This is a genomic window from Devosia lacusdianchii (assembly GCF_022429625.1).
GTDB lineage: Bacteria > Pseudomonadota > Alphaproteobacteria > Rhizobiales > Devosiaceae > Devosia > Devosia lacusdianchii.
This window is the reverse complement of record NZ_CP092483.1, coordinates 1381081-1406165: the sequence shown is the minus strand read 5'-3', so window position 1 is coordinate 1406165 and position 25085 is coordinate 1381081. Positions and strand designations below refer to the sequence as shown.

General features: G+C 63.2%; 22 protein-coding genes. 7 read left to right on the top strand and 15 right to left on the bottom strand.

Annotation, left to right across the window (positions count from 1 at the left end; all coding sequences use genetic code 11):
- Positions 1 to 7 precede the first annotated feature (7 nt).
- Both MF606_RS06840 and MF606_RS06835 read right to left on the bottom strand, forming a co-directional pair.
- The gene (locus MF606_RS06840) at positions 8 to 523 is read right to left on the bottom strand and encodes a 2'-5' RNA ligase family protein (protein ID WP_240233062.1); all 516 of its coding nucleotides are present in this window, start codon (positions 521 to 523) and stop codon (positions 8 to 10) included.
- A 405-nt stretch (positions 524 to 928) separates the two neighbouring features.
- Positions 929 to 1492: a TetR/AcrR family transcriptional regulator gene (locus tag MF606_RS06835; RefSeq protein WP_240233061.1), complete on the bottom strand. Its 564-nt coding sequence runs from the start codon at positions 1490 to 1492 to the stop codon at positions 929 to 931.
- A 76-nt stretch (positions 1493 to 1568) separates the two neighbouring features.
- On the opposite strand from MF606_RS06835, the gene MF606_RS06830 reads away from it, so the two are divergent.
- Positions 1569 to 2453 (top strand): NAD(P)-dependent oxidoreductase, encoded by an 885-nt coding sequence (locus MF606_RS06830; protein WP_240233060.1) that lies wholly within the window; start codon positions 1569 to 1571, stop codon positions 2451 to 2453.
- An 11-nt stretch (positions 2454 to 2464) separates the two neighbouring features.
- Here the strand turns inward: MF606_RS06830 and guaA are convergent, their stop codons facing one another.
- The gene (guaA, locus tag MF606_RS06825; RefSeq protein WP_240233059.1) at positions 2465 to 4036 is read right to left on the bottom strand and encodes a glutamine-hydrolyzing GMP synthase; all 1572 of its coding nucleotides are present in this window, start codon (positions 4034 to 4036) and stop codon (positions 2465 to 2467) included.
- Between the two features lie 109 nt (positions 4037 to 4145).
- Between guaA and MF606_RS06820 the strand changes: the two genes are divergently transcribed.
- Both MF606_RS06820 and MF606_RS06815 read left to right on the top strand, forming a co-directional pair.
- Complete coding sequence (locus tag MF606_RS06820; protein WP_240233058.1) at positions 4146 to 5375, top strand: acyltransferase family protein; 1230 nt, start codon at positions 4146 to 4148, stop codon at positions 5373 to 5375.
- Between the two features lie 59 nt (positions 5376 to 5434).
- Positions 5435 to 6646 (top strand): acyltransferase family protein, encoded by a 1212-nt coding sequence (locus tag MF606_RS06815; RefSeq protein ID WP_240233057.1) that lies wholly within the window; start codon positions 5435 to 5437, stop codon positions 6644 to 6646.
- On the opposite strand, the gene MF606_RS06810 is transcribed toward MF606_RS06815, so the two are convergent.
- The 4 genes from MF606_RS06810 to MF606_RS06795 all read right to left on the bottom strand — a co-directional run bounded on the left by MF606_RS06810 (position 6643) and on the right by MF606_RS06795 (position 9338).
- Positions 6643 to 7128, bottom strand: a complete 486-nt coding sequence (locus tag MF606_RS06810) for a TspO/MBR family protein (protein ID WP_240233056.1) — start codon at positions 7126 to 7128, stop codon at positions 6643 to 6645. The genes MF606_RS06815 and MF606_RS06810 overlap by 4 nt on opposite strands.
- Before the next feature lie 67 nt (positions 7129 to 7195).
- Positions 7196 to 7612: a hypothetical protein gene (locus tag MF606_RS06805; protein WP_240233055.1), complete on the bottom strand. Its 417-nt coding sequence runs from the start codon at positions 7610 to 7612 to the stop codon at positions 7196 to 7198.
- A complete protein-coding gene (locus MF606_RS06800; RefSeq protein ID WP_240233054.1) occupies positions 7609 to 8901 on the bottom strand; it encodes an RsmB/NOP family class I SAM-dependent RNA methyltransferase in 1293 nt (430 codons plus the stop codon). The genes MF606_RS06805 and MF606_RS06800 overlap by 4 nt, the downstream gene beginning before the upstream one ends.
- Positions 8901 to 9338 carry an MAPEG family protein gene (locus MF606_RS06795; protein ID WP_240233053.1) on the bottom strand — a complete coding sequence of 146 codons (438 nt, stop codon included), beginning with the start codon at positions 9336 to 9338 and terminating at the stop codon, positions 8901 to 8903. The genes MF606_RS06800 and MF606_RS06795 overlap by 1 nt, the downstream gene beginning before the upstream one ends.
- 493 nt (positions 9339 to 9831) lie before the next feature.
- Between MF606_RS06795 and MF606_RS06790 the strand changes: the two genes are divergently transcribed.
- Positions 9832 to 10212: a hypothetical protein gene (locus MF606_RS06790; protein WP_240233052.1), complete on the top strand. Its 381-nt coding sequence runs from the start codon at positions 9832 to 9834 to the stop codon at positions 10210 to 10212.
- 109 nt (positions 10213 to 10321) lie between these two features.
- Here MF606_RS06790 and guaB read toward each other — a convergent pair whose 3' ends face one another.
- A complete protein-coding gene (guaB, locus tag MF606_RS06785; RefSeq protein WP_240233051.1) occupies positions 10322 to 11824 on the bottom strand; it encodes an IMP dehydrogenase in 1503 nt (500 codons plus the stop codon).
- Positions 11825 to 12100: 276 nt separating this feature from the next.
- On the opposite strand from guaB, the gene MF606_RS06780 reads away from it, so the two are divergent.
- Positions 12101 to 13495, top strand: coding sequence for an MFS transporter (locus tag MF606_RS06780; RefSeq protein ID WP_275693131.1), 1395 nt, complete (start codon positions 12101 to 12103; stop codon positions 13493 to 13495).
- Positions 13496 to 13522: 27 nt separating this feature from the next.
- Complete coding sequence (locus tag MF606_RS06775; RefSeq protein WP_240233050.1) at positions 13523 to 14914, top strand: MFS transporter; 1392 nt, start codon at positions 13523 to 13525, stop codon at positions 14912 to 14914.
- Positions 14915 to 15049: 135 nt separating this feature from the next.
- Here MF606_RS06775 and MF606_RS06770 read toward each other — a convergent pair whose 3' ends face one another.
- The 7 genes from MF606_RS06770 to MF606_RS06740 all read right to left on the bottom strand — a co-directional run bounded on the left by MF606_RS06770 (position 15050) and on the right by MF606_RS06740 (position 23721).
- Positions 15050 to 15790 (bottom strand): RlmE family RNA methyltransferase, encoded by a 741-nt coding sequence (locus MF606_RS06770; protein WP_240233049.1) that lies wholly within the window; start codon positions 15788 to 15790, stop codon positions 15050 to 15052.
- The gene (locus MF606_RS06765; protein WP_240233048.1) at positions 15780 to 16967 is read right to left on the bottom strand and encodes a Ppx/GppA phosphatase family protein; all 1188 of its coding nucleotides are present in this window, start codon (positions 16965 to 16967) and stop codon (positions 15780 to 15782) included. Before MF606_RS06765 ends, MF606_RS06770 begins: the two co-directional genes overlap by 11 nt.
- Positions 16968 to 17122: 155 nt before the next feature.
- A complete protein-coding gene (locus tag MF606_RS06760; protein ID WP_240233047.1) occupies positions 17123 to 17917 on the bottom strand; it encodes an NAD-dependent epimerase/dehydratase family protein in 795 nt (264 codons plus the stop codon).
- A 10-nt stretch (positions 17918 to 17927) separates the two neighbouring features.
- Positions 17928 to 19601: an ABC transporter ATP-binding protein gene (locus tag MF606_RS06755; RefSeq protein WP_240233046.1), complete on the bottom strand. Its 1674-nt coding sequence runs from the start codon at positions 19599 to 19601 to the stop codon at positions 17928 to 17930.
- An 8-nt stretch (positions 19602 to 19609) separates the two neighbouring features.
- Entirely contained in the window at positions 19610 to 20761 is a 1152-nt protein-coding gene (locus tag MF606_RS06750) for an ABC transporter permease (protein ID WP_240233045.1), read from the bottom strand.
- A complete protein-coding gene (locus MF606_RS06745; RefSeq protein ID WP_240233044.1) occupies positions 20758 to 21741 on the bottom strand; it encodes an ABC transporter permease in 984 nt (327 codons plus the stop codon). The genes MF606_RS06750 and MF606_RS06745 overlap by 4 nt, the downstream gene beginning before the upstream one ends.
- Before the next feature lie 66 nt (positions 21742 to 21807).
- A complete protein-coding gene (locus tag MF606_RS06740; protein WP_240233043.1) occupies positions 21808 to 23721 on the bottom strand; it encodes an ABC transporter substrate-binding protein in 1914 nt (637 codons plus the stop codon).
- A 174-nt stretch (positions 23722 to 23895) separates the two neighbouring features.
- On the opposite strand from MF606_RS06740, the gene kdgD reads away from it, so the two are divergent.
- Complete coding sequence (gene kdgD, locus MF606_RS06735) at positions 23896 to 24801, top strand: 5-dehydro-4-deoxyglucarate dehydratase (protein ID WP_240233042.1); 906 nt, start codon at positions 23896 to 23898, stop codon at positions 24799 to 24801.
- Positions 24802 to 25085 lie beyond the last annotated feature (284 nt).

Here is a 25085-nt window from a genome sequence, read left to right as displayed (position 1 = left end):
GCCGACCTCAGCCAAGCGGCCATTCGCCGATGTAATCGGGGCGTCGTTGTCCGGTGGTGGTGCGGACGAGCCAGAACTTGCGTACGCCCCAGCGAAGCGGCCGCTTAAGCAGCAGGTCCGACACGCGCGCGTGGCCGTACCAGATGGTCAGGTGGGGCACGAATGACCTGGGGCCAACCGGCATGCCCAGACGCTGCATTTCGCGGCGGATGTCGCCGTAGAGTGCCAGGGTTTCGCGGGCGCCGTTAGTGCAGGTCAGGACGGTTGGCACGATGGTGCGGCCACCGGTTTTAGACCGGCTACCGCCAGAAAAGGTCTGGAGCTTATCGAAGGCGATGTCGAAGCCGGGCCGGCGGATCGCCTCGCCGACCTCCTGGGCATCGTCCAACAGGGCGAGCTCGATCTCGTTGACGCTGCGCCACACGCCGTTGAGCGACACGTGCAAGCGATCGGCGCGGGTGGCACTGCGGGCGCCATGATGGCGCGCCAACCGGTCAGCGATGCGCTCGATGTCTTGCGCCAATGCCGGCGGCGGCACGAGCGTAAAGTAGTACCGATGCCGGTAGTGGTCCCGCGATGAGGCTGGTGCGCTCAGCCTAGGATCTGATCCACCTCCGAAGAAATCGAGCTGTCCATCCATCTCTCATGTCCATTTGTTCCCTATTTGTTCTACAATAGGCCAGAGGTCCATGGTGGTCAATTGGGCGTGGGAGATGTGAACAAGTGCCGTTCAGCGATCGAGGGGCGCCAGGCTCCCCCCTCGGAGATGACGTCAGCGCTGCTGCCGATGCCGCCGGAGGTGAGAAGATACGTCATACATAGCCGACCTGGCAGGTGAAAGTATCGCGGTCAGTCGGGGCAATCAGACCAGGCAAAACCGCTTGGACCTTGCAAGCAGCTTGTCGGCAAAGAAGGAGTACGGTGGCCGTTAGGCCGCGCTGGCGATCATGGTGGTCAGAGCGGCAATGGCGTCGTCGACCGTCGTCTTTCCAACCTGGGTTTCGTTCGCCATGGCCTCGGCCGCGCCAAGCATTCCTATGCAACGCAAGCTGAGTTGCTCATCGGTCAGGCGCGAATGCGGCCGCAGGGCTTTCAGCATGATCGCTACATATTCACCCACCATAGCTCGCTGTTGTGCCGCCATCTCATCGCTGCCCTTGAGCGCAGCGGAGATCGCCGGTCCCTCAGCGCCCAAATCGGCATGGCAGTTGAAGTAGGCCCGGCTCATGACCTCGGCAACAGCGAGCAGGTTTGAGGGAGGCGACGACAGAGCACTCCGGAGTTGCTCCACATACCGATCTTCCAGGCGTTGAAACGCTGCAAGCAGCAGACCCGGACGCGTGGTGAAATGCTCGTAGGCAACCGGCCGGCTGACGCCGGCACGCGCGGCAAGCGTTGCCAAGGTCAACGCGTCCGCACCCTCGGTGCGAACGATTTCCAATGCCTGGTCGATGAGCAGCTCGCGCCGTTGATCCCTGGGCAATTTCGTCATTGTTGTCGCCGACTCTTGATTTCTACATTTTGTAAGTTACATTTTGTAGGAGAAAAAGCAAGTGAGAGGATCTGTCATGAGTGACGTCAGCGTCGTGGGGTTGGGCGAGATGGGCGGAGCGTTGGCGCGCGCGCTGATCAACGCCGGCAAGAGCGTAACGGTCTGGAACCGCAGTGAGGCAAAATCCACGGCCTTGGTTGCGCTTGGCGCAAAGGCGCCTGTGGACATGGCAGAAGCCATTGCGGCCAGCCCGGTCGTTATCATCTGTCTTTCCAGCTATGCAGCGAGCCTCGACGTCCTGCAGCAGCCGGGCGTTGCCGATGTGATGAAGGGACGCCTGGTAGTCCAGCTCAGCTCGGGCACTCCCGGCCACGCGCGGTCACTCGATAGCTGGGTCAGGGCAAAGGGTGCGCGCTACCTGGACGGGGCCATCGCGGCGTGGCCAAGGCAGATTGGCGGACCGGAGGCGTCGATCATCGGCGCCGGGCCTGATGCCGATTTCGCGCTTGCCGAACCTCTACTGAGGGTACTGGCCGGCAATGTCAGCTATGTGGGCGCAAATATCGGCCATGCCGCGGCGATAACCAACGCGGCAATGGCCTATTTCGCCGGACACTGGATCGGGTTCGCACAGGGCGCCGCGATCAGTGAGGCGGAAGGTATCGACCCGGCCACGTTCGGCGAAATGCTGTCCGGCATCGGGTCGATGTTTGCCGACGACATGCTCAAGATGGGCAGGGCCATTGCGGATAACCGCTTCGACAATGCCGAGGCGACGATCAAGACGATTACCGGCGACTTGGGCTGGCTCGCCGAATATGCCGGCGACTTGGGGACAGACACCGCTTTCCCGCAACTGGCGGCAGACACATTTCGACGTGCACGCGACTCCGGTTTTGGCGCGGAGCAACACAGCGCGGTGGTCAAGGTTCTCCGGTCACCGGGAAAATCGGCGGTTTGATCCGTGAGGGATTATTCCCACTCGATGGTGCCGGGGGGCTTGCTGGTTACGTCATAGACGACGCGGTTGATGCCGCGGACTTCGTTGATGATGCGGGTGGCGGTCTTGCCGAGGAAGTTCATGTCGAACTGGTAGAAATCCGCAGTCATGCCATCGACGGAGGTCACGGCGCGCAGGGCGCAGACGAATTCGTAGGTGCGGCCGTCACCCATGACGCCAACGGTCTGGACTGGCAGGAGAACGGCGAAGGCCTGCCAGATCTTGTCGTATTGGCCGGACTTGCGGATTTCGTCGAGATAGATGGCGTCGGCCTGGCGCAGGATATCGAGTTTTTCGGGCGTGATGCCGCCGGGGCAGCGGATGGCGAGGCCCGGGCCGGGGAACGGGTGGCGGCCGATGAAGCTGTCGGGCAGGCCGAGTTCGCGGCCGAGGACGCGGACCTCGTCTTTGAACAGTTCGCGCAGCGGCTCGACGAGCTGCATGTTCATGCGCTCGGGCAGGCCGCCGACATTGTGATGCGACTTGATGGTGACCGAGGGGCCGCCAGTGAAGGAGACGGATTCGATGACGTCGGGGTAAAGGGTGCCCTGGGCGAGGAACTGGGCGCCGCCGAGTTTTTTGGCTTCTTCCTCGAAGGTTTCGATGAAGAGCCGGCCGATGATCTTGCGCTTGGTTTCGGGATCGGACTGGCCGTCGAGTTCGCGCAGGAAGACCTTGGAGGCATCCACGTGGACCAGCGGGATATTGTATTGGTCGCGGAACATCGTGACGACCTGTTCGCTCTCGTTGAGGCGCATCAGGCCGTGGTCGACGTAAATGCAAGTGAGCTGATCGCCGATGGCTTCGTGGATCAGCACGGCGGCCACCGAGGAGTCGACGCCGCCGGAAAGGCCGCAGATGACCTTACCCGTGCCGACCTGGGCGCGGATCTTTTCGATCATCTTGGCGCGGTAGGCCGCCATATTCCAATCGGACTCAAGGCCGACGATGTTGTGCACGAAATTGGCCAGGAGCTTGCCGCCATCGGGCGTGTGCACCACTTCGGGGTGGAACATGGTGGTGTAGTATTTGCGGCTCTCGTCGCCGGCGATGGCGAAGGGCGCGTTGGGCGAGGTCGCCATGACCTTGAAGCCCGCGGGGAGCTCGGTGACGCGGTCGCCGTGGCTCATCCAGACAGGATACTGGCCGCCGACATTCCAGATGCCCTCGTAGAGGGCGCTGGGTTCGAGGATTTCGACATCGGCGCGGCCGAACTCGCGATGATGCCCGCCCTCGACCTTGCCGCCCAACTGCAGGCAGAAGGTCTGTTGGCCATAGCAGATCGCCAGGATCGGCAGGCCGGAATCGATGATTTCCTGCGGCGCTCGCGGGCTGCCTTCGTCGGTGACCGATGCCGGCCCGCCCGAGAAGATCACGCCTTTCGGCTGCATGGCCGCGAAGGCTTCAGCCGACTTGTTGAACGGATGGACTTCGCAATAGACGCCCGTCTCGCGAATACGACGCGCGATAAGCTGTGTGACTTGCGATCCGAAGTCGACGATCAGGATCGATTGCGGGCGGTCGGCAGTATCTGGGCTTTGCATGGCGAGGCCATATCGCTGCCGCAGGGATTCCGCAAGATGTCCGCTCGCAGAACTGGGTTGCGACTTGCCACGATTGCCGGGGAATGGCAGCTAATCGGCCGGAGGAACCATGACCCAGACAGAGAGCAGGCTCGATGGGGCCGACTTCGTCCGTGCGAGCGCGTGTTTTGTGGTGCTGTTTCATCATTTGGCACAGCGGATCGATGCGCGCTCGGAACTGGGCGGCAATGTCTTTGCCCAGGTATTCAACACGGTAGGCGGTTTTGGCGTCGGCATGTTCTTCGTGCTGAGCGGGTTCCTATTGGCGCGGCCCTTCTGGCAGGCGCTGGACGATGGGCGCCCCCTGCCCTCGCTGCGGATCTATGCCCTGCGCCGGGCAGCGCGCATCGTGCCGGGGTTCTGGCTGGCACTGACGGTGACCTTCGTGCTCAGCGTGACGGTATTCGGCTTTGCCCTCGATGGCTGGCTGTGTCTGCGCTACGCAGCCGGCCTGCTACTGGTCAGCGACTGGCATTGGACGACGCTGTTTCCGGTCGAGATCAATGGACCGCTATGGTCGATCGGTTTCGAGGTGAGTTCGTATGCGCTGCTGCCGCTGGCTTTCTGGGCCTTGTTCGCCGTCGCGGCAGGTCGGTTGCGCGGCCTGCCGGCGCGCCTGTTGTGGCTTGCGGTGATCGGGGCGGCGCTATTGGCGCATTGGCTGTTCTACAACACTGTCGAGGTCGATCCGTCGCGAAGGGGCTGGCAGTACGGCCTGCAGGGCGGGGCCAAGACCTGGATGCCGTGGTTCAATCCGTTCGGGTTTTTCGCCATGTTCGCGACCGGCTCGCTGGCGGCGGGAGCGCAGGTGATGCTGGCGCGGTTCCGGTCCGTCTGGTTCGACCTGATCGCGCTGGCGGCTATCGTTGCGGCAGGAGCCATCGTCTGGAATGACGGCTTGCTCGGCGGCGGTGAATTCTATGGCTGGCTGCGCGTGCCCTACGAATTCCCGTTGTTCCAGATACTGATCGGGCTGGCGCTGGCCGCAGGACCATCGAGCCGGGTGCTGGGGCGCATACTCGACAATCCGCTGACGCGCTATCTCGCCTCCATCTCGTTCGGCATCTACGTCTGGCACTATGTGGTACTCGAACTGGTGCGGGTGTTCTGGGTGCCCGAGATCGAGCATGGCACGATGCGCGACGCTACGAAATTTCTGGTCACGGGCACGGTGATAACCGGCATCACCATGGTGATCGCCACGCTATCTTATCGATGGCTGGAAGCGCCGGTGATGGCCTGGGCGCGCCGGTTCGAGGGACCGCGGGCGGACGGAACCGGAGTTACCGCCAGGGCTTGACCGCAACACTTGGCTCCGGCAGGCGTTGCTTCCGCAAAAACGGCATCAGGAATTTTCGATTGACCCAACAGCGACTGCTTGGCGCGGACTTTCTGCGTGCCGCCGCGTGCCTGCTGGTACTGCTGCACCACCTGGCATTCCGCATGGACATCAACAAGGTGCCCGAGGCCGTACAGGGGACCATGCGGTTCCTGGTAATGGGCAGCTTTGGTGTGTCGATATTCTTCATGCTCAGCGGCTACCTGCTGGCCCGGCCGTTCTGGCTGGCGCTGGACCGCGGTGACGCGATGCCGTCGCTCGGCGTCTACGCGTTGCGACGGGCGGCGCGCATCCTGCCCGGCTTCTGGCTGGCGCTGTTGGTGAGCCTGGTGCTCAGCGTGACGGTCAGCGGATCGCCGCTGGATGGCGAGCGGATCGTGCGGTTTCTGGCGGGGTTTTTCCTGGTCAGCGACTGGCACTGGCTGACACTGTTCCCGGTGGACAATAACGGGCCGCTCTGGTCGATCGGCTTTGAGGTCACGTCGTATGTGTTGCTGCCATTCTGTCTGGCGGCATTGTTTGCGGTTCGGCTGAGTGGTTGGACGGCCCGGCTCGTCTGGATCGGCATTATTGCGCTGGTGCTGGCCCTGCATTGGATGGTGGTGCAGTGGGCGCCGATCGACGAGGTCGAGCGAGGCTGGAACTACGGGCTGGTGGGCGGCGCCAAGGCATGGATGCCGCGGTTCAATCCGATCGGGTTCTTCGGGATTTTCGCACTGGGAGCGCTTGCCGCCGGTGTACAGGTTCGGCTGGCGGCGATGCGGCATTGGGCGTTCGATGTGGCCGGGCTATCAGCGGTGATTGCCGCCGGCTGGCTGATGGCGGCGCATATTGGCGGGCTGAACGAAGGGTTCGGCTGGCTTGGCGTCCCCTATGGCTATCCGTGGATGCCGCTGGCTATTGGGGTGGCGCTGGTCGCCCTCCCCTCCTCGGTGCTGGCGGGGCGGGTGCTTGATAACAGGGTGGCGCGGTTCGTGGCCGAGATTTCGTTCGGCATCTACATCTGGCACTTCCTCGTCATCGGTCTGATGGCCCGACTGTCGCCGCCAAGCTTCCAGACCGGCGGGCCCGACGGCTGGGCCATCTGGCTGTGGTCCAGTGCGGGCGCCATTGCCATCAGCATCGTCATTGCGACGATCAGCTTTTATGCCTTCGAAGGACCGATCGTGCGCTGGGCTCGCGGTCTCGAGGGGCGTTGGGGCCGCCGCAAGGTCGCGTCGGCCGAGGCCTAGTTCAGGATCGCGATGGAGAGGTTCAACACGCTCGCAAAGCCGACCCAGGCCAGATAAGGCACGAAGAGCCAGACGGCGACGGTGTCGAGCTTCCTGGCCGTGACGATGAAGGCTATGATCAGCGCCAGGATGGCGACGATGACCGCGAATGCGGGCCACAGCATCTGCCCAATGAACCAGATGGGCGACCAAGCCCAATTGAGGAGCATCTGGGCGAACCACACCATCATTGCCGGGCTTTTTGCGTCGATCACCCAGATGCGCCAGCCGGCGACGGCAATCATCACGTAGAGGGCGAACCAGACCGGTCCGAAGATCCAGTTTGGCGGGTTGAAGGGCGGCTTGGCCAAGCCCTCATACCAGACGCCAGGCACCGACTGAGTGCCGATCAGAGCACCGACGCCTATGACCACAACCAGAAAGGCCGCAAGGATCAGCCATGGACGGGGTGTTTTGTAGTCTTCCAGGGAGGCCAGGCTCATCGTGCGCTATCCAGCGTTGGAGAAATGTTAGAGCTTCAACGCCGAACCGAGCCTGGTGGTTCACCGACTATTCGGTCTGCGTGCACAAGACGGTGTCGATGGTCAATGAACCGGTAGAGCCGCTGTCCGAGGCATAGTCGACAGTCACGCTTTCTTCGGTTGAAGACCAGTTGGAGGCGATCTCGTCAAAGAGTGGGTCAGGGCCAGAAATGGCCAGGGGGCAGCCGGTGCGCAGGTGCGTGCCGTCGGCCCGGATCTGGTCGAGAATGGCGACACGACTGCAACCATTGGGGGAGCACAGTTCGGCAAGCTCGATAACCCTTGTACCGGAAGGAGATACGAGGCGATGCTGCGTATCCGGTCCAGGGATGGCGAACCAGACAGCGGCGAAGGCGCCGATGATCACGACCACCGCGACGATGATGAAGCTGCCCAGCCGGATGCCCGTGGGCTGATTGTCTGGAGCCGGATTGTCTGAGGTCATTCGGTGTGGCGCAGGGCGTTGAAATAGAAGCCGTCAGTGCCGGTGAGGCGCGGGGTGAGCGCGACGCCGGAGCCAGCGGTGGTGACGCCGAGGGGCGGCTCCACACCGAAGGCGGCGCGCCAGAGTTGGGCCGGCGGGATAGAAGCAAAGCCGGGATTTGCCGCAAGAAAGCTGGCGACTTGCTCGTCGTTTTCTTCCGGCAGGATGGAACAGGTGATGTAGACCAGCGTGCCGCCCGGTTTGAGGTAGCGCTGACCCTCGGCCAGAATGGCTGATTGCTCGGCGGTGCGCTGGGCGAGCAGCTCAGGCGTCAGCTTCCATTTGGTATCGGGACGGCGGCGCCAGGTGCCGGTACCGGTACATGGGGCATCGATGATGACGCGGTCCATCTTGCCGACGAGATCGTCGAGCGCGTCTGGCTGTGGTGCGCGGACCTGAACGTTGCGGGCGCCGTTGCGCTTGAGGCGGTCGTAGATCGGCGCCAGGCGATTGCGATCGCTGTCATAGGCAAAAATCTGGCCCTTATTGCCCATGGCGGCGGCGAGCGCGAGGGTCTTGCCGCCGGCGCCAGCACAGAGGTCGAGGACCTGTTCGCCGGGCCTGGCGCCGGCGAGGGTGGCGACGATCTGGCTGCCCTGGTCCTGCACTTCGAACCAGCCCTTGAGGTAGCCTTCGTCGGTGGTGACGTTGGGCGTGCGAGCATCGCCCGGGCCGGCGGGCATGGTGACGCCCACCGGGGAAATAGCGGTTTCGACCGGATTGAACCGGGCCAGAGATTTGAGAACGCGGTCGCGCTGGGACTTGAGCGTGTTGGTGCGCAGATCCAGCGAGGGGCGACCGGCCATGTGCTGACCTTCGGCGACCCAGTTGTCATCGAAGGCGCGCTGCAGAGATGGTGCGAGCCATTCGGGGACGTCAGCGAGAACGTGGCCGGACGCGGTATCGGGGAGTTCGCCGACGGCACGGGCTTTCTCTTCGTCGGTCAGCGGTGCGGGAGCATGACTGTCGGTGGTGAAGCTGTCGCTGAGCGCGGCAGGGTCCATATGCCAATCGCGCACCGCGACCGCCAGGACCAGAGCCCGTGGGCTGTCGCTGCCCATGAGTGCGGCATGCGAGGCGCGGCGGCGGAGGGCGTCGTAGACGAGGTTGCCGATGGCGGCGCGATCCCCTGCCCCGGCAAAGCGGTTGTTAAGCCCCCAGGCCTTGAGCGCCTCGGACACGGGGCGCTTGCGGGTCTCGACATCGGTCAGGACTTCGATAGCGGCGGACAGGCGGCCAGGCAGGCGCATCAGACACTCGGGGCTAGGACAACAAGGCGAAGCACGAGCCATAGCCAGAAGATGGCCAATACCGCAAGGCCGGCGGTGTAGGCGGCAAAGCGCATATGGACCCTGTTCGTCGTGACGTGAATGACAGCATGGACATAGCGCAGCGCGACGAAGAGCCAGGCGAGAAGGACGTCGATCCAGCCCGTGGCGGTTGCGAAAAGCGTCAGTAGCGCTGCGACGTAGAACAGCACCGGGAGCTGAAACTGGTTGTCGAAGCTGTTGGAAAGCAGCCGGGCCTGCAGCGGGTAGGCGCTGCGCTCGACGGCTATGTCAGCGACCTTGATCTCGCCCGACATGACGCGCGGAACGCGCTCGCGGCCCATGAGCACAAGGATGATTAGGGTCAACAGGACCTGGGCAGCTGTCGCAAGAAGGAGGAGCTTGGCGGTGAGAGTCACGGAATGAAGCTCCAGAGGAGAGTCGGGGTGTGACGCTAAGTCGTTGTAGCTGAATCGGTTCCCCAGCGCGCGCGGAAGCACCGTCTGCGAGGGATAGGGGGAGGTAGTGACATAGGTCTTTGAGTGGAAAAAAGAGGGATAAGCGGGACCCGCTCTCACACACTCGGTCGTCACCCTCGGGCATGACCCGAGGGCGTTACACTGACCAGGCACTCAGCAAGTGTAGAGCCCTCGGGGCAGGCCCGAGGTTGACGCGCGGTGCGTGAGGCTAGTGTGGGGCACACCTGAAACGGATTCCAGCCTTCGCAGGGATGCCCGCCGGACATGCGGGAGAGGGGCTAAGGAACGCCGTCGAACACCAGGGATCATGTTTGCCTCAAGTGCTGGCTTGCACCTTCCCGCCCAGTTGCCACATGGTCTTGACCCGACCATACGGTTCCGTATAGTCCTCGCCACCATACGCAACCGTATGGACTGACTGAAGGATATTCGGATGATCAGGTTGGCTGGTTGGCTCATGGTTTTCTACGCGGCCGCGCACACGATCGGGGCGCTCACGGTTCTGGGTGCGGCGCGATACGCCGGCGAGTGGTTCGGCGGGGCATTATGGGATGAAGACTTTTCCAACATGAGCCCCGCCGGCAGCGCGCTGTGGCTCAGCCTCGACAGCTTCGGCATACCGCTGCTGGTTGTCGGGGTGATCGTGCTGTGGATGGACCGCAGAGGCATAACGCCACCGCGGTTCATTCCGTGGATTCTGGGCGCCTACACGCTGGTGGACGGCGCCATCCTGCTGTTCACGCCCTGGCCGATCATGCTGGTGGCCAACGTCCTGCTGCTGGTGGGGATTCACCGGAGGTCGGCTGCAGGGTGATCGGAGGTGGGGAGCTTGATACCAGAGCACCGCCACCCGGCCTCCCCCAGAAGGAGGGGGAGGAGAAGAAGGGTTTGGCCCTCCCTGAAGGAGGGAGGCGAAGAAATTGTTAGCGGGCGCTGCGGTAGTTGGGGGCTTCGCGGGTGATGGTCACGTCGTGGACGTGGCTTTCGCTCAGGGCGGCTCCGGAGATCTTCACGAAGACGGAGTTGTCGCGGAACTCCTGGAGAGTATGAGCGCCGGTATAGCCCATGGAGGCACGGAGGCCGCCCGCGAGCTGGTGCAGTACGGCGCCGGCCGCGCCTTTGTAGGGCACCTGGCCTTCGATGCCTTCGGGGACCAATTTCATCTGGTCGCGCACATCCTGCTGGAAGTAGCGGTCGGCCGAACCGGAACCCATGGCGCCGACTGAACCCATGCCGCGGTAGGATTTGTAGGAGCGGCCCTGGTAGAGATAGACCTCGCCCGGGCTTTCGTCGGTACCGGCCAGGAGCGAGCCGACCATCACGCAGGAAGCACCGCCCGCCAAAGCCTTAGCCATATCGCCTGAGAATTTGATTCCGCCGTCGGCGATGACTGGCACGCCCTGTTTGGCGCCTTCCTCGGCGCAGGCCATGACAGCAGCAAGCTGAGGGACGCCGACCCCGGCGACGATGCGGGTGGTGCAGATGGAGCCAGGGCCGATGCCGACCTTGACCGAGTCGGCGCCGGCGTCGATGAGCGCCTTGGTGGCTTCCGCGGTGGCAACATTGCCGGCCACGATGCGGGTAGAATTGGACTCGCGCTTGACGCGTTCGACAGCCTCGGCGACGCGGACGGAATGGCCGTGCGCGGTATCGATGACGAGCAGATCGACGCCGGCATCGATGAGGGCCAGCGAGCGCTCAAAGCCTTGATCACCGACGGTGGAGGCGGCAGCGACACGCAGGCGGCCTTGGGCGTCCTTGACCGCGTTGGGATTGAGCTGGGCCTTTTCGATGTCCTTGACCGTGATCAGGCCGGTGCAGCGGTAGTCGGCATCGACGACCAGCAGCTTTTCGATGCGATGCTTATGAAGCAGCACCTTGGCTTCGTCCTTGGAAACACCATCCTGCACGGTGACAAGCTTTTCAAAGGTCATCAGCTCGCGGATAGGCTGAGCCGGATGGGAGGCGAAGCGCACGTCGCGGTTGGTCAGGATGCCGACCAGCTTGCCGATGGCGCGACCACCCTTGCCGCCATTCTCGACCACCGGAATGCCGGAGATACGGTTGGCCTGCATGAGAGCGAGCGCATCGGCCAGGGTCGCGTCGGGGCCGATGGTAATGGGATTGACCACCATGCCACTTTCGAAGCTCTTGACCGCGCGGACCTGCTCGGCCTGCTCGGCGGCAGTAAGGTTCTTGTGGATCACGCCGAGGCCACCGGCCTGGGCCATGGCTATGGCCATGGCGCTTTCGGTCACGGTATCCATGGCGGAGGAAATGATCGGCAGGTTGAGCGCGATGTCCTTGGTGACGTAGGTCGAGATATCGGTCTCGCCGGGCAGGACGTCGGAGCGCGCGGGCTGCAGCAGCACGTCGTCGAAGGTCAGAGCCGCATCGCCGGTGATGGTGGTAATAATCTTCGCCAAGGCCAGACCTTTCCTGCCTTCTGTGTCGCACAGAAATGTTGGAGTTCGAACGGGGCGGATAGGGAGTCGCCGGGTTCAGGTTGGCGAGGGTCAATAGCACCGGCGCTGCGGCTTGGGAAGGGGTGCGAGGCGCAAGGGTGATACGCGGCGGATCAAGGCTAGAAATGCCAAAACCTACCATACAAGAACCGGTTTTGACTTTTCAGCGTCGTCAAGGCGGCTCATAGTGATTTTGGTCGCGTTCGCGGCTGGCTCGATTCCTCCGGTTCAAATCCTGTGATCCGCGTTACACCCCTTATTCTGGCGGTCGCCCTGTTCATGGAGCAGATGGATTCGACCGTCATCGCGACGTCGCTGCCGGCGATCGCGGCGGATATCGGCACGGAGCCGATTGCGCTGAAGCTGGCGCTGACGGCCTATTTCGTGGCGCTCGCCATTTTCATTCCAATCAGCGGATGGATGGCCGACCGGTTCGGCGCCAAGAACATTTTCCGGCTGGCCATCTTCGTGTTCATGCTCGGGTCGCTGGCGTGCTCGTTCTCGTTTTCGCTGGAAACCTTCGTCATTTCGCGCTTCTTCCAGGGGATAGGCTCGTCGATGATGACGCCGGTCGGGCGACTGCTGCTGGTGCGCTCGACGCCGCGCAACGAACTGGTGGCGGCGATGGCCTGGCTGACGGTCCCGGCCCTCTTGGGACCACTGACCGGGCCGCTGATCGGCGGGTTCCTGACCACCTATCTGAGCTGGCACTGGATTTTCTGGATCAACATTCCGATCGGGATTGCGGGCATTATCCTGGCCGGCATTTTCCTGCAGGTGCCCGACAGCCGTAATCCTCGCCCCATCGACGTGGTGGGTTTCCTCATAGCGGCCGTGGCATTTGCGGGGACGGTGTTCGGCCTTTCAGTGGTCAGCCTGCCGGCGCTGCCAATCATCTATGGCTATCTGACGCTGGCCGTGGGGGTGACGGCGGGCATCCTTTACCTGCTGCATGCGCGGCGGACGCCCTACCCCCTGCTCGACCCGCAATTGTTCCGCCACAAGCTGTTTCGCGCGTCGATCACCGGTGGGTCGTTTTTCCGCATCGGGGTGGGCGCGGTACCGTTCCTGTTGCCGTTGATGCTGCAATTGGGGTTCGGGCTGAGCCCGTTCCAATCGGGCGCCATTACCTTCGTATCGGCGATCGGCGCGATCATGAGCAAGTTCATCGCCGAGCGGGTTTTTGCGCGTTTCGGATTTCCGCGTGTGCTCGGTTTTGCGGCGTTCTTCGGCGGCGGGTTGATCGCGGCGCAGGGGCTGTTCAGCACGGCGACGCCGGTACCGTTGATGATGGGTGTGCTGCTGGCAGGCGGCATCCTGCGATCGGTATTCTTCACCGGCTCGAACGCGATCGGCTATGCAGACGTGGATGACGAAGAAGCCAGCCAGGCGACAGCCATCGTGGCGGTGTGCCAGCAGTTGAGCGTGGCGTTTGGCGTTGCGGTCGCAGGTGCCATTCTTGAGCTCAGCACCAGGCTGCGCGGCAGCGAATTGCAGCTCATCGATTTTCAGATTGCGTTTTTTGTAGTCGGGGGGCTCAGCGCCCTTGCCGCGTTCATTTATTGGCGACTGCCGCCCGATGCCGGCAGCAATGTTTCGGGCCACAAGGCCATCGCCGTCCAGAAGGAGTGACCGGGGCGTTCGCTCCGGCAATTTGCCGTGTCACGTATCACGCCGCTTATCCTTGCCACTGCCCTGTTCATGGAAAACATGGACTCGACGGTTATTGCTACATCGCTGGCCGCCATCGCCGCCGATATCGGGACCGATCCGATTTCGCTGAAGCTGGCGTTGACGGCATATCTGGTGGCGCTGGCCATCTTCATCCCGATTTCGAGCTGGATGGCCGACCGGTTCGGGGCGCGTAACGTGTTCCGCGTGGCCATGCTGGTGTTTGTATTGGGCTCGGTCGCCTGCGCCTTCGCCAATTCACTGACGGCCTTCGTGGGCGCGCGGTTTCTGCAGGGCATGGGCGGGGCGCTGATGACGCCGGTGGCGCGACTTGTACTGGTGCGGGCGACGCCGCGGCATGATCTGGTCAATGCCATGGCGTGGCTGACCATTCCGGGGCTGGTGGGGCCGATCGTGGGACCACCATTCGGTGGTTTCCTCACGACGTATTTTTCGTGGCACTGGATCTTCCTGATCAATGTGCCGATCGGCATTCTGGGTATCGCGCTGGTGAGCAAGTTCCTGCCCGAGACCATGCGCAATGCGCCGCGAGCCATCGACTTCAAAGGCTTTGCGCTGGCCGGGCCGGCGTTTGCGCTGTTCGCGTTCGGGACATCGGTGATCAGCCTGCCGGCTCTGCCGCCGGTCATCGGCGTTGCGGCCACTGCGCTGGGCATTGGGCTGGCGTATCTTTACGCGCGGCATGCGCTATCGACGGATAATCCACTGTTCGACCTGCGGCTGCTGCGGTTTCCATTTTTTCGCAGTGCTGTTGTGGCCGGCACGTTCTTCCGGTTGGGACAGGGGGCGATACCGTTCCTGTTCCCGCTGATGCTGCAGCTCAGCTTCGGCTACACGCCGTTTGAATCGGGGATGATCACCTTTGCCGGCGCGGTGGGGGCGATCATCGCCAAGTTTGCCGCCAATACCGTGTTCCAGCGAATGGGCTTCCGCCTGTCGCTGGCGCTGTCGACGGCGATTTCGGCATGCGGCCTGCTGGCGATGGGGCTCTACACGCCGGAAACGGCCATCGCGCTGATCATCGCCATCCTGGTGTTCGTCGGCTTCTGGCAATCGATCTTCTGGACCGGCAGCAATGCCTTCGTGTTTGCCGATATCGAGGACAAGGATGCCGGTCAGGCCAACGTGATGGCGCAGGTTTCGACGCAGCTATCCATCGCGCTGGGCGTGGCGCTGGGTGGCGGGATGCTGGAGGCCAGCACGGCATTGCGTGGCGGCGAAATCATGCTCGCAGACTTCCACTTCGCCTTCATGATGCTGGCGGCGATCTGCCTGATTTCGACGGTGATGTTCTTGAGGTTGCCGAAGAATGCGGGGCATCAGCTGACGCGTGGGCATGGTGGCGGTGGGGGGCACTAGCCCGTCTTGCCTCTCCTTTGGGGAGAGGTCGACCGTCTTCGGTCGGGGTGAGGGGCCTTACTCAGGCACCTCACCCCGTAAAGGCCCCTCACCCGGCGCTGGGCGCCAACCTCTCCCCCCAAGGGAGAGGTGGGTCTACCGGTCGTATTCGCCCTCGCCTTGCACCGTGTCGTTGCTGCCCTTGAAGCCCTTGGCAATCAGATAGGCCTCGGCAGAGTCGGAGCGGCTGGAGGGGGGCTTGGCGTGGAAGGTGGTCTTGAAGTGGCGCTTGAGCATGTGCAGCAGCTCATGCTCGGTGCCGCCCTGGAACACCTTGGCGACGAAGACGCCGCCGGGGGTCAGAACGTCGAGCGCGAAGGCGGCGGCGATCTCGATCAGTTGCACGATGCGCAGGTGATCGGTCGGGCGGTGGCCCGTGGTCGGCCAGGCCATGTCGGACATGACGATATCAGCCTTCTTGCCGCCCATGGCAGCGATCAGCTGAGCGGGAGCGTCATCGTCGGTGAAATCCTTCTTGAGCAGGATGACACCGGGAATGGGGTCCATTTCCAGATAATCGATGCCGACGATCAGCGGGTTGAGATCGGTCGAGCCCGTGGCCCTGGCGGCGACCTGCGACCAGCCGCCGGGGGCGGCGCCCAGATCGACGACGCGCATGCCCTTGCGAAAGAGCTTATGCTTTTCGTCCATCTCCTTGATCTTGAAGGCGGCGCGGGAGCGGTAGCCTTCGGCGCGGGCCTTGGCGACATAGGGATCATTGAGCTGGCGTTCGAGCCACTTGGTGGAGCTCACCTTGCGGCCCTTGGCCGACTTCACGCGGATCTTGAGGTCTTTTTCGGACTTGCGGCCGCCGGTTCCGAGGGCTTTATCCACCATTGCCATTCCTCCGCGGATAGCGTGTTGCGCGCGACTTCGTCCGGTCGGCATCCATCAGCGAGATCAGTATGCCTTCGCGCAGGCCGCGATCGGCGACGCGCACGCGCTCGGTGGGCCATTCGCGGCGGATAGCCTCGAAAATGGCGCAGCCGGGCAGCACCAGGTCGGCGCGGTCGCGGCCGATGCAGGGATGGGCGACGCGCCGCTCGAACGGCATGCCGAGCAGCACCTTCATGGTGTCATCCACCTCGGCCCGGCGCATCCACAGGCCATCGACCTTCTGGCGCTCGTAGCGTTCGAGGCCCAGATGCAGGCCGGCAAGCGTGGTGACGGTGCCGGACGTGCCGATGAGGTGCACAGGGTGGTTGGCGATCATCTGCCGCAGTTTTTCGCGACCACGGAACTGGCGCAAATGCTCGGAGACGTGCCGGACCATCGCCTCGAAGACCTCGGTGGTGACGTCGATGCCGCCGAACTTCTCGGCAATCGAAACTACGCCAACCGGCAGCGATTGCCAGGAGCGGATCGAGGCCGACATGCGGCCCTGGGACTTTGGACGCCCGCCACGGAAATCGAGCCAGGCCAGTTCGGACGAGCCGCCGCCGATATCGAACATCAGGGCACCGGCAGCAGTGCCTTCGATGAGGTCGGCACAGCCGGTGACGGCCAGTTCGGCCTCGGTGCGGCGGTCGACGATCTCGAGATCGAGGCCGAGCTCTTCCTTGACCCGGGCCAGGAAGGCGGGGCCGTTTTCGGCGGCGCGGCAGGCTTCGGTGGCGATGAGCCGCATGCGAGACGGCTGATGTTCGCGTAGCTTGTTGCGGCACTGCCGCAGCGCTTCCATCGTCCGCTCCATGGCGGCGTCAGAGAGGCGTCCGGTAACGGACACGCCCTCGCCAAGCCGGACGATGCGGGTGAAGCCGTCGAGCACACGGAATCCATGATCATGCGGGCGGGCGATCAGCAGGCGGCAATTGTTGGTGCCGAGATCGAGCGCAGCGTAAATGGGTCCGCGGTGGCGGCGGATTGGATTGGCAGCGGGCGCTGTCCGCTTGTCCGCTCCGGGCGCGGGACCATGGTCCCCTACCCTCCCCGCCTGTCCAGGACCGGACGGGGCACGGATCGCCGGCTCGTCCGGGGACGAAAGCACGGCTGCGGACCGATCGGAATCGGTCACTAAGGTCTCCTGACGTGCGCGGTCGCGGAAACCGGCTCACCGGTTCGCGCCCGAACGCACCTGTTATTGCGTGTCGAGAGCGACGGTAGAGCAAGGGGCACGGAAGCGCAATAAAATCCGCTGCAAGAGGAAGATGCGCGGCGTGCAACGCGGTCCTAAGGAGCAGGCTCGTCGTCGAAATGGCCCCATTCGGCGAAGATGCCGCCGGTCAGCCGATTGCGCGCGTCGGTGGGGTCGAGCGGTTCGTGCGGGTCGGGGGTGCCGAGTTCGAGTGAACCGTGGCGGGGCGACCAGCCGAAATCGGGATCGGGAGAGTTGATGTAGAAGGCGTTGGGATTGTTCGAAATGCCGAAAATGGTGCGGTGGCCGAGCGCTGGCATATCAAGGGCGTGATCGACGAGGCTCGCCAGATCGTCCCGGTTGAACCAGAGCCGCGCTTCGCGCGGGGTGCCCGGATTGCCGGCAGTGCAGATGCGGATGGCCAGGCATTCGATGCCGAACTTGTCGAAGTAGAGCCGGCTGAGCGTTTCACCGAATACCTTGGAGACGCCGTAGAGCGAGTCTGGACGATACGGCTGGTCCAGGGTGATCGGGGTATCGCCAGTCGGGTACATGCCCTGCACGTGGTAGGAGGAGGCGAATATGATGCGGCCGACGCCGGCGTTACGCGCAGCCTCGAAGACATTGTAAGCGCCCATAATGTTGGCTTCGAGCACAGTCTGCCAGCCGGCTTCCTTGGCCATGCCGCCAAAGTGGACGACGGCGGAGATGTCGTGCGCCATCAGGTTGTCGACGGCGGCACGATCGGCAAGGTCGGCGATCGCGATGGCTGCGCCGTCCGATGATGGCGCCATGTCCGTGGCAAGGAATGCGCGGCCTTTGGCCGTGAACCAGTTACGCAGATGCGTGCCGAGCCGTCCGGAGGCGCCAGTCAGCAAGATTTGGGACATTGGTATTTCCTCAGGCGGGCGCGTCGGCACGCAGGCGCGGATCGGGGCGCGGCACAGCGCCAATCAGGGTCTGCGTATATTCCTGCTGCGGATGTTCGCAAATCTGCACCACGTCGCCCACCTCGACAAACTTGCCATTTTTCATCACCGCAACACGATCACAGAAATAGCGGATGACCGAAATATCGTGCGAAATGAACAGGTAAGAGAGCCCATACTCGTTCTGCAGGTCGCGCATCAGATCGAGCACCTGGTGGCGCAGGGAGACGTCGAGCGCTGAAGTGGGCTCGTCGGCGATGATCAGCCGAGGCCGCACGGCGATGGCGCGGGCGATAGAAATCCGCTGACGTTGACCACCCGAAAAGGCGTGGGGATAGCGATCGCCGATATCGGGCGGCAGGCCGACGCGGGATAGCAGTTCGGACACCCGATCCATCATCTGCCGCTCGCTCATGTCGGTATTGGTGCGGAGGGGTTCGGAGATGGTCTGATAGATGGTCATGCGGGGATTGAGCGAGGAATGCGGGTCCTGGAAGACCATGCGCACTTCGCCATAGAGCGACTTCATGCCCTTCTTGCCCAGCGTGGCAATATCGACCGGTTCGCCCTGGCCGGGCCAGTAGATCACCTGGCCGCCGGTGGGGTCGTAGACACGCAGCAGGGTGCGGCCGAGGGTGGTCTTACCTGAGCCGGATTCACCGACCACGCCGACGGTTTCGCCCTCATTAATGGTCAGGCTGACGCCGTCGATCGCCTTGAGATAGGCGGTTGGCCGGCCCATGAAGCCTGAATTCAACGGGAAATGCAGCTGCAGGTTGTCGATGCGGGCGATGGGCTTTTCGGTCGCGGGACGTGGTGGGCGCGGCGCCGGGCTCTCGAGCTTCAGGACGGAGCCGAGCAGCGCGCGGGTGTAGGCCTGTTGCGGCCGCTCGAAGAGGTCGAATACACCGGCTTCCTCGACCTTGGTGCCGCGGAACATCACCATGACGCGGTCGGCGATCTGGGCGACGACGCCCATGTCGTGGGTGATGAACAGCACGGCCATGCCGCGGTCGCGCTGCAGTTCGCGGATCAACGACAGGATTTCGGCCTGGGTGGTGACGTCGAGCGCGGTGGTCGGCTCGTCGGCGATAAGGATTTCCGGATTGCAGGACAGCGCCATGGCGATCATGGCGCGCTGGCGCATGCCGCCGGAGAACTCGAAGGAATAGCGGTCGAGCGCCTTTTCGGGATCGGGGATTCGGACGCGGGCGAGAAGCGCTGCGGCGCGCTTGCGGGCCTCATCCTTGCTGACCTTCTCATGCAGCAGGATGGTCTCGGTGATCTGGTGCCCGATTGTGTGGACCGGCGAAAGGCTGGTCATCGGCTCCTGGAAGATCATGGCGATCCGCCTGCCGCGCACTTCGCGGATGGCATTGCAACGATTGCCAAGGGCGACGATATCGATCTCGCCAGAGCCCGTATCGAGCATTATCTGGCCGCCGGTAATGGAGCCAGGCTTGGCGACCAGTTGCAGAATGGCGCGAGCCGTCACGGACTTGCCGGAACCGCTTTCGCCCACCACGCACAGCGTCTCGCCGCGCTTGAGATCGAAGCTGACATCCTTGACCGCGTGGACCACGGTCTTGTTGACCGGGAAATCCACGCTGAGGTTGCGAACCCTAAGAATCGTCTGGTCGCTCATGGCCCGGCTCACTTCGAATAGGGGTCGGCGGCGTCGCGCACGCCATCGCCGAGGAAATTGAGGGCCAGCACCGCGACGACCACGCAAACGCCGGGGACGAACTGCCATGGCGCCTGGGTGATGGCGCGCAGGTTCTGCGCATCCTGCAGCAGCACGCCCCAACTGACGATCGGCGGTTGCAGGCCGAGGCCGAGGAAGCTCAACGCGGTTTCGGCCAGGATCATGTTGGGTATGGCCAGGGTGATCGCGGCGATGATGTGCGAATAGAGCGAGGGCATCATGTGGCGCATGATCAGGCGGAATTCGCTGACCCCGTCGAGCCGGGCCGCGATGACGAAATCCTCGCGCCGGAGGCTGAGGAAGCGGCCGCGGACAACACGGGCAATCTCGGTCCAGCCAATCAGCGACAGGATGACGAGGATGGCGAAGTAAATCTGGAGCGGCGGCCAATCCTTGGGCATGGCGGCGGCGAGGCCAAGCCAAAGCGGAATGGTGGGCACGGAGCGAATGAACTCGATGACGCGCTGGATCACCCGGTCGATCATGCCGCCGCGATAGCCGGAAATACCGCCGAGGATGAGCCCGATCACCAGCGACAGGGTGACGCCCACAAGACCGATGGACATGGAAATGCGGGTGCCGTGAATGGTGCGGCTGAGGAGGTCGCGCCCAAGACGGTCGCCGCCGATGAGGAAGAACGGCTGGGTGGGATCGATCGGGCCGATGAAATGGCGATTGGTCTCGAAGATGCCCCAGAATTTGTAGGGCTGGCCTTCGACGAAAAGCCCCACCGGGATGACCTTGTCCGGATCGGGTTGGAACAGGCGGCGGAAGCTCTTGGGGTCGACCTGGCTTTTGTAGCCCAGCACATGCGGGGCAAAGCGCGTGCCGTTCTCGTCGGAAACGAGGAAGTGCAATTGCTGAGGCGGCGCAAAGGTGTAGCGCGGGTCGAACTTGCCGGGATCGTAGGGCGCCAGGAATTCGGCGAAGGCGGCGACCAGATAGATCAGGACGACGATGATCAGGCTGATCATGGCGAGCCGGTGGCGGCTGAATTTGTTCCAGATCAGCGTCCACTGGCTGGCCGCAACAAGGCTGCCGGCATGAACCTGCTGGTCGAGCAATGCCTCGTCGTTGGCGGAGTTCACGGGGGTGCTCATGACATTCTGATCCTGGGGTCGGAGATGGCCAGCAGGATGTCGGAAATCAGCGTGCCGATCAGGACCAAGCCACCGGTGAGCAGGATGAAGGCGCCGGCGAGGTACATGTCCTGGCTCTTGAGCGCCTGCAGCAGCAGCGGCCCGGCAGTGGGCAGGTTGAGAACGGTGGACACGATCAACTCGCCCGAAATCAGGGCCGGAAGCACCCAGCCGATGGTGGAAATGAAGGGATTGAGGGCGACACGGACCGGATAGGCGAGGATGAGGCGCGTTTCGGGCAGGCCCTTGGCGCGCGCGGCCTCGACATAGGGTTTGTGCAACTCATCGAGCAGGTTGGCGCGCATGATGCGGGTCAGCGCGGCTGTGCTGCCGAGGCCGATCACCAGGATGGGTATCCAGGCATGCTGAAGGAAGTCCCAGGCCTTGGCCCAGGATAGGGGCGCATTCTCGAATGCCGGCGAGAACAGGCCGCCGACGGATACGCCAAACCACATGGTGGAAATGTAGAGCAACACGATGGCCACGAGGAATTCGGGTACGGCCGTCGCCAGGAAGGCGAAGGTGGTGGTCAGGTAGTCGATGATGGAATATTGCCGCACTGCCGAGATGATGCCGATGGGCAGCGAGACGGCCCACATGGTCAGCAGAGTCAGCAGGGAAATCAGGGCGGTCATGCCCATGCGGCCCCAGACCAGATCGGTCACCGGCTGGTTCCACTCGAAGCTGTCGCCGAAGTCACCCCGGGCGATGCCGCCGATCCATTTGAAATACTGGACGACCACATTCTCACCCAGCCCGTAGCGTTCGCGCAGATTGTTGAGCACGGCGCTGTCCACCGACTCGCCCGACTGGGCGATCTGGGCGGCGTAGGTGGAGACATAATCGCCCGGCGGCAGTTGGATGACGGTGAAGGCCAGAATCGAGATCGCCAGCATGGCTGGGATCATTCCGGCGATCCGCTTGAGAATGAAGATCAGCATGAACTGGCGATCCGATTGCGGAGATGATCCGGCCAGGGTGGCCCGGCCGGATCGGGGGAGAAAGGCCTAGTTCTTGAAGTAGAACTGCTCGGTGTTCAGCGTGCCAGGATCGGGGTGGATCCAGCCGGTTGGAGTGCCTTCCGGCACGTTGCCGAGGTTGTTGGAAACCACGGCCAGCTGCGGGATCGCGGTGCTGATGCCGATCTGGTAGAACTGGTCGGCGGTGATTTCGAGCAATTGCTGAAACAAGGCCGCCTGCTGCTCGGTGTCGGACGTGCCCTTGATCTGGTCGTAGAGCGCCCACTGCTGCTTGACGTATTCGGGCGGCTCAACGCCACCGTCGCCGATGTAGAACTTGGCCCAGTCCACGGCGAAGTTAGACTCGGTGGAGAAGGGGAAGTAGTCGCGCGGGTCGATGAAGACGTCGATGCCTCCCGAGGTCGCGCCCCATACGACGACGTCGTGCTGGCTGGCGGTCTTCTCCTCGTAGAAGCGGGTGCGATCCTGGGCTGAGAAGCGGGCGTCGATGCCCACGGCTTGCCAGTATTGGACCAACAGCTCGGCCGCGTCGGCGTTGGCGCCGAGGGCGGTCACGGCGGCGACATTCACCACCAGCGGGCTGCCATCAGGAGCGAGGCGCAGGCCATTGCCGCCCCGCTTGTCGAGACCGATGGAGTCGAGCAGGCGATTGGCCTCTTCCACGTTATATTCGAGGTATTGGGTAGCGAGGCGTTCGTTGTAGTAGGGCGTGCCCTGGCGGGGCGAGACCTGCTGCGGCGTCCCCTGCCCCAGGAACAGCGTATCAATGATCGCCGTGCGGTCGAGGGCGTGGGACAGGGCGACGCGGAAATCCTTGTTGCCGAAAATCCCAGCCTTAACCGGATCATGCGAATTGAGATTGACCGAGATGGCCAAGGCGTTGCCAACGCGGGACTCGCGGGCGCTGATGTAGAAATTGCCGGCTTCCATGCCTTCGGCCAGAACCGGCAGGTTGGAGGCATTGGCGGTGTGGCGGACTTCGTAGTCGATCTCGCCGGCCAGCACGCTCAGCAACAGCGTCTGCGCCTCGGCATTCACCGAGATGCTGAGCCCGTCGATATAGGGAAGCTGGTTCCCGGATGTATCGACCTTCCAATAGTACGGATTGCGTTCGAAGGCGACGCGGGTGGCGCCGGCTTCGTAGGGCTCGGTGATATGCCAGGCTTCGAGGGTCGGGCGCTCGGGATTGCGCCAGCGCTGGATGTTTTCGATGCCCACGCCGCACATATTGGTCATGTGCTCGGCCCAATCGGCGGCGCCGGCGGCAGTCGCGTTTGCCTCGGCGTCAGGATTGTATTTGGGCATGAACTGGCTGCAATAGGCCTTGTTCAGCAGAGCAAGCTGCACGCCGTAGACGCTCGCCGCGTTGATGATGAAGAGACCGTTCGGCTTGGTCCAGGAGATGGTGAATTCAGTCGGCGAACTGACGGTGATCGTTGGGAGTTCGCCCTCGACGGTGAGCCAGCCCGGCTTGGTCGGGAACAGCTTTTCGTCGGGCAGCACATCCTGAATAAAGAAGGCGACATCGTCAGCAGTGAACGGGCTGCCGTCGGACCACTTCATCCCTTCGCGTAGCGTGAAGGTGAAGGACGTGCTGTCTTCGCTGGCTGTGTAGCCGGTGGCGATGTTGGGGACGACTTCGCCGGTCCAATCGGCATCCCATGCCAGCAGCGGCTCGTAGCCGAAGTAGGTGAAGAGCATATTGCGGTCATTGCCGCCGACCATGCCGCCGCGGAAGGTGCCGCCGTATTTGCCGACTTCGCTGACGGGGACAATCACACGCGGTTCGGCGCCGACGCGCTCGGAGACGGCGGGCAGATCGCCGCTCGCAACCAGCGCGTCAAGTACCGGAGATTGCTGGTAATTCTGGGCCCAGACCGAGGCGCTGCCCAGCGCCAAAAACGAGATGCCGGTGAGTGCGGCGAGTCTCATATGCTTCATTTTTCCCTCCCATCAGGCATCGCTGACGTGGAGCACTTTTGTATGACAGCGCTTTTCATGTCAATAACTAATCATACTTCTTTCTATTTGCCGCCCATCAATCGGTGTTGACAGGCGTGTTTGCGCCCGACTATTAGAAATGAGTATGACTAATTATCGGCCGGGAGACCGAACGTGACCTTCGACGAAATCAAGACCAAGATCGGCTCGGGCCTGCTGTCCTTCCCGGTGACAGATTTCGATGCCGCCGGCGAGTTCGACCGCGACTCCTATGCGCGGCGCCTGCAGTGGCTTTCGTCTTATGAGTCCGCCGGGCTGTTCGCTGCGGGCGGCACGGGCGAGTTCTTCTCGATCGGCTATGACGAATATGACGACGTGATCCGAACGGCGGTCAGCAACAGCGCCGCCAATGTGCCGGTGCTGGCCGGCGTCGGCTATGGCACGCGCATGGCGGTGGACCTGGCGAAGCGGGCCGAGAAGGCCGGTGCGGCCGGCATCCTGGTGCTGCCGCACTACCTGATGTTTGCCGAACAGGACGGCATTATTGCCCATATGAAGGCAATCTGCGACGCGGTCGGCATCGGCGTCATCTATTATGCGCGCGACAATACGCGGCTGACCCCGGACTCCTTGGCCCGGCTGGCGGAAATGTGCCCCAACCTGATCGGCTACAAGGACGGTATTGGCGACCTGCAGCTGATGGTGCAGGTCGCCAGCCGGATCGGCGACCGCATGGTGCATATCGGCGGGTTGCCGACTGCGGAGGTGTTTGCGCAGCCCTACCTCGAGATGGGCGTAACCACCTATTCGTCGGCCGTGTTCAACTTCGTTCCGGAGCTGGCGCTGCGCTTCTATCGCGCCATCCGCCAACGCGACAGCGAGGCGGTGCAGGGCCTGCTCAAGAGTTTCTACCTGCCGCTAATTGCCCTACGCGACCGCAGGCGAGGGTATGCCGTGTCGCTGATCAAGGCAGGGGCGGATATTGTGGGCCACTCGGCCGGCAATGTGCGCAGCCCGCTGGTTGAGCTGGATGCGGACGAGCGAGAGATGCTTGCAGGGCTGATCGCAGCGCATAGTTAGATCCGGCACGGACTCCCTGGTGTCGGAATGGCCCGGGCCGTCAGGTCCGGGCTTTTGTTTGGGGATAGCCGCTGGGTCACTCCCGCGAAGGCGGGAATCCATGTTTGGGACGGAGGAAGGGAACGGAGGTTCCTGTTTTCGCGGGAATGACGGTACGGCTGGGCGGGCTAGTGGATCGTGCGGCGTTACCGCTGTGGCTCGTCCAGGGTTGTACTTGCGCCGCTCTAGTCAAGTGAAGAGCCCTCGGGTCAAGCCCGAGGGTGACGATCGGGGTTGGGACGAGT

Coding starts and splice junctions, on each gene's coding strand:
- MF606_RS06835 (WP_240233061.1), bottom strand. CDS start 1,492: ATGACGAAATTGCCCAGGGATCAACGGCGCGAGCTGCTCATCGACCAG.
- MF606_RS06830 (WP_240233060.1), top strand. CDS start 1,569: ATGAGTGACGTCAGCGTCGTGGGGTTGGGCGAGATGGGCGGAGCGTTG.
- guaA (WP_240233059.1), bottom strand. CDS start 4,036: ATGCAAAGCCCAGATACTGCCGACCGCCCGCAATCGATCCTGATCGTC.
- MF606_RS06820 (WP_240233058.1), top strand. CDS start 4,146: ATGACCCAGACAGAGAGCAGGCTCGATGGGGCCGACTTCGTCCGTGCG.
- MF606_RS06810 (WP_240233056.1), bottom strand. CDS start 7,128: ATGAGCCTGGCCTCCCTGGAAGACTACAAAACACCCCGTCCATGGCTG.
- MF606_RS06805 (WP_240233055.1), bottom strand. CDS start 7,612: ATGACCTCAGACAATCCGGCTCCAGACAATCAGCCCACGGGCATCCGG.
- MF606_RS06800 (WP_240233054.1), bottom strand. CDS start 8,901: ATGCGCCTGCCTGGCCGCCTGTCCGCCGCTATCGAAGTCCTGACCGAT.
- MF606_RS06790 (WP_240233052.1), top strand. CDS start 9,832: ATGATCAGGTTGGCTGGTTGGCTCATGGTTTTCTACGCGGCCGCGCAC.
- MF606_RS06770 (WP_240233049.1), bottom strand. CDS start 15,790: ATGGTGGATAAAGCCCTCGGAACCGGCGGCCGCAAGTCCGAAAAAGAC.
- MF606_RS06760 (WP_240233047.1), bottom strand. CDS start 17,917: ATGTCCCAAATCTTGCTGACTGGCGCCTCCGGACGGCTCGGCACGCAT.
- MF606_RS06755 (WP_240233046.1), bottom strand. CDS start 19,601: ATGAGCGACCAGACGATTCTTAGGGTTCGCAACCTCAGCGTGGATTTC.
- MF606_RS06750 (WP_240233045.1), bottom strand. CDS start 20,761: ATGAGCACCCCCGTGAACTCCGCCAACGACGAGGCATTGCTCGACCAG.
- MF606_RS06745 (WP_240233044.1), bottom strand. CDS start 21,741: ATGCTGATCTTCATTCTCAAGCGGATCGCCGGAATGATCCCAGCCATG.
- MF606_RS06740 (WP_240233043.1), bottom strand. CDS start 23,721: ATGAAGCATATGAGACTCGCCGCACTCACCGGCATCTCGTTTTTGGCG.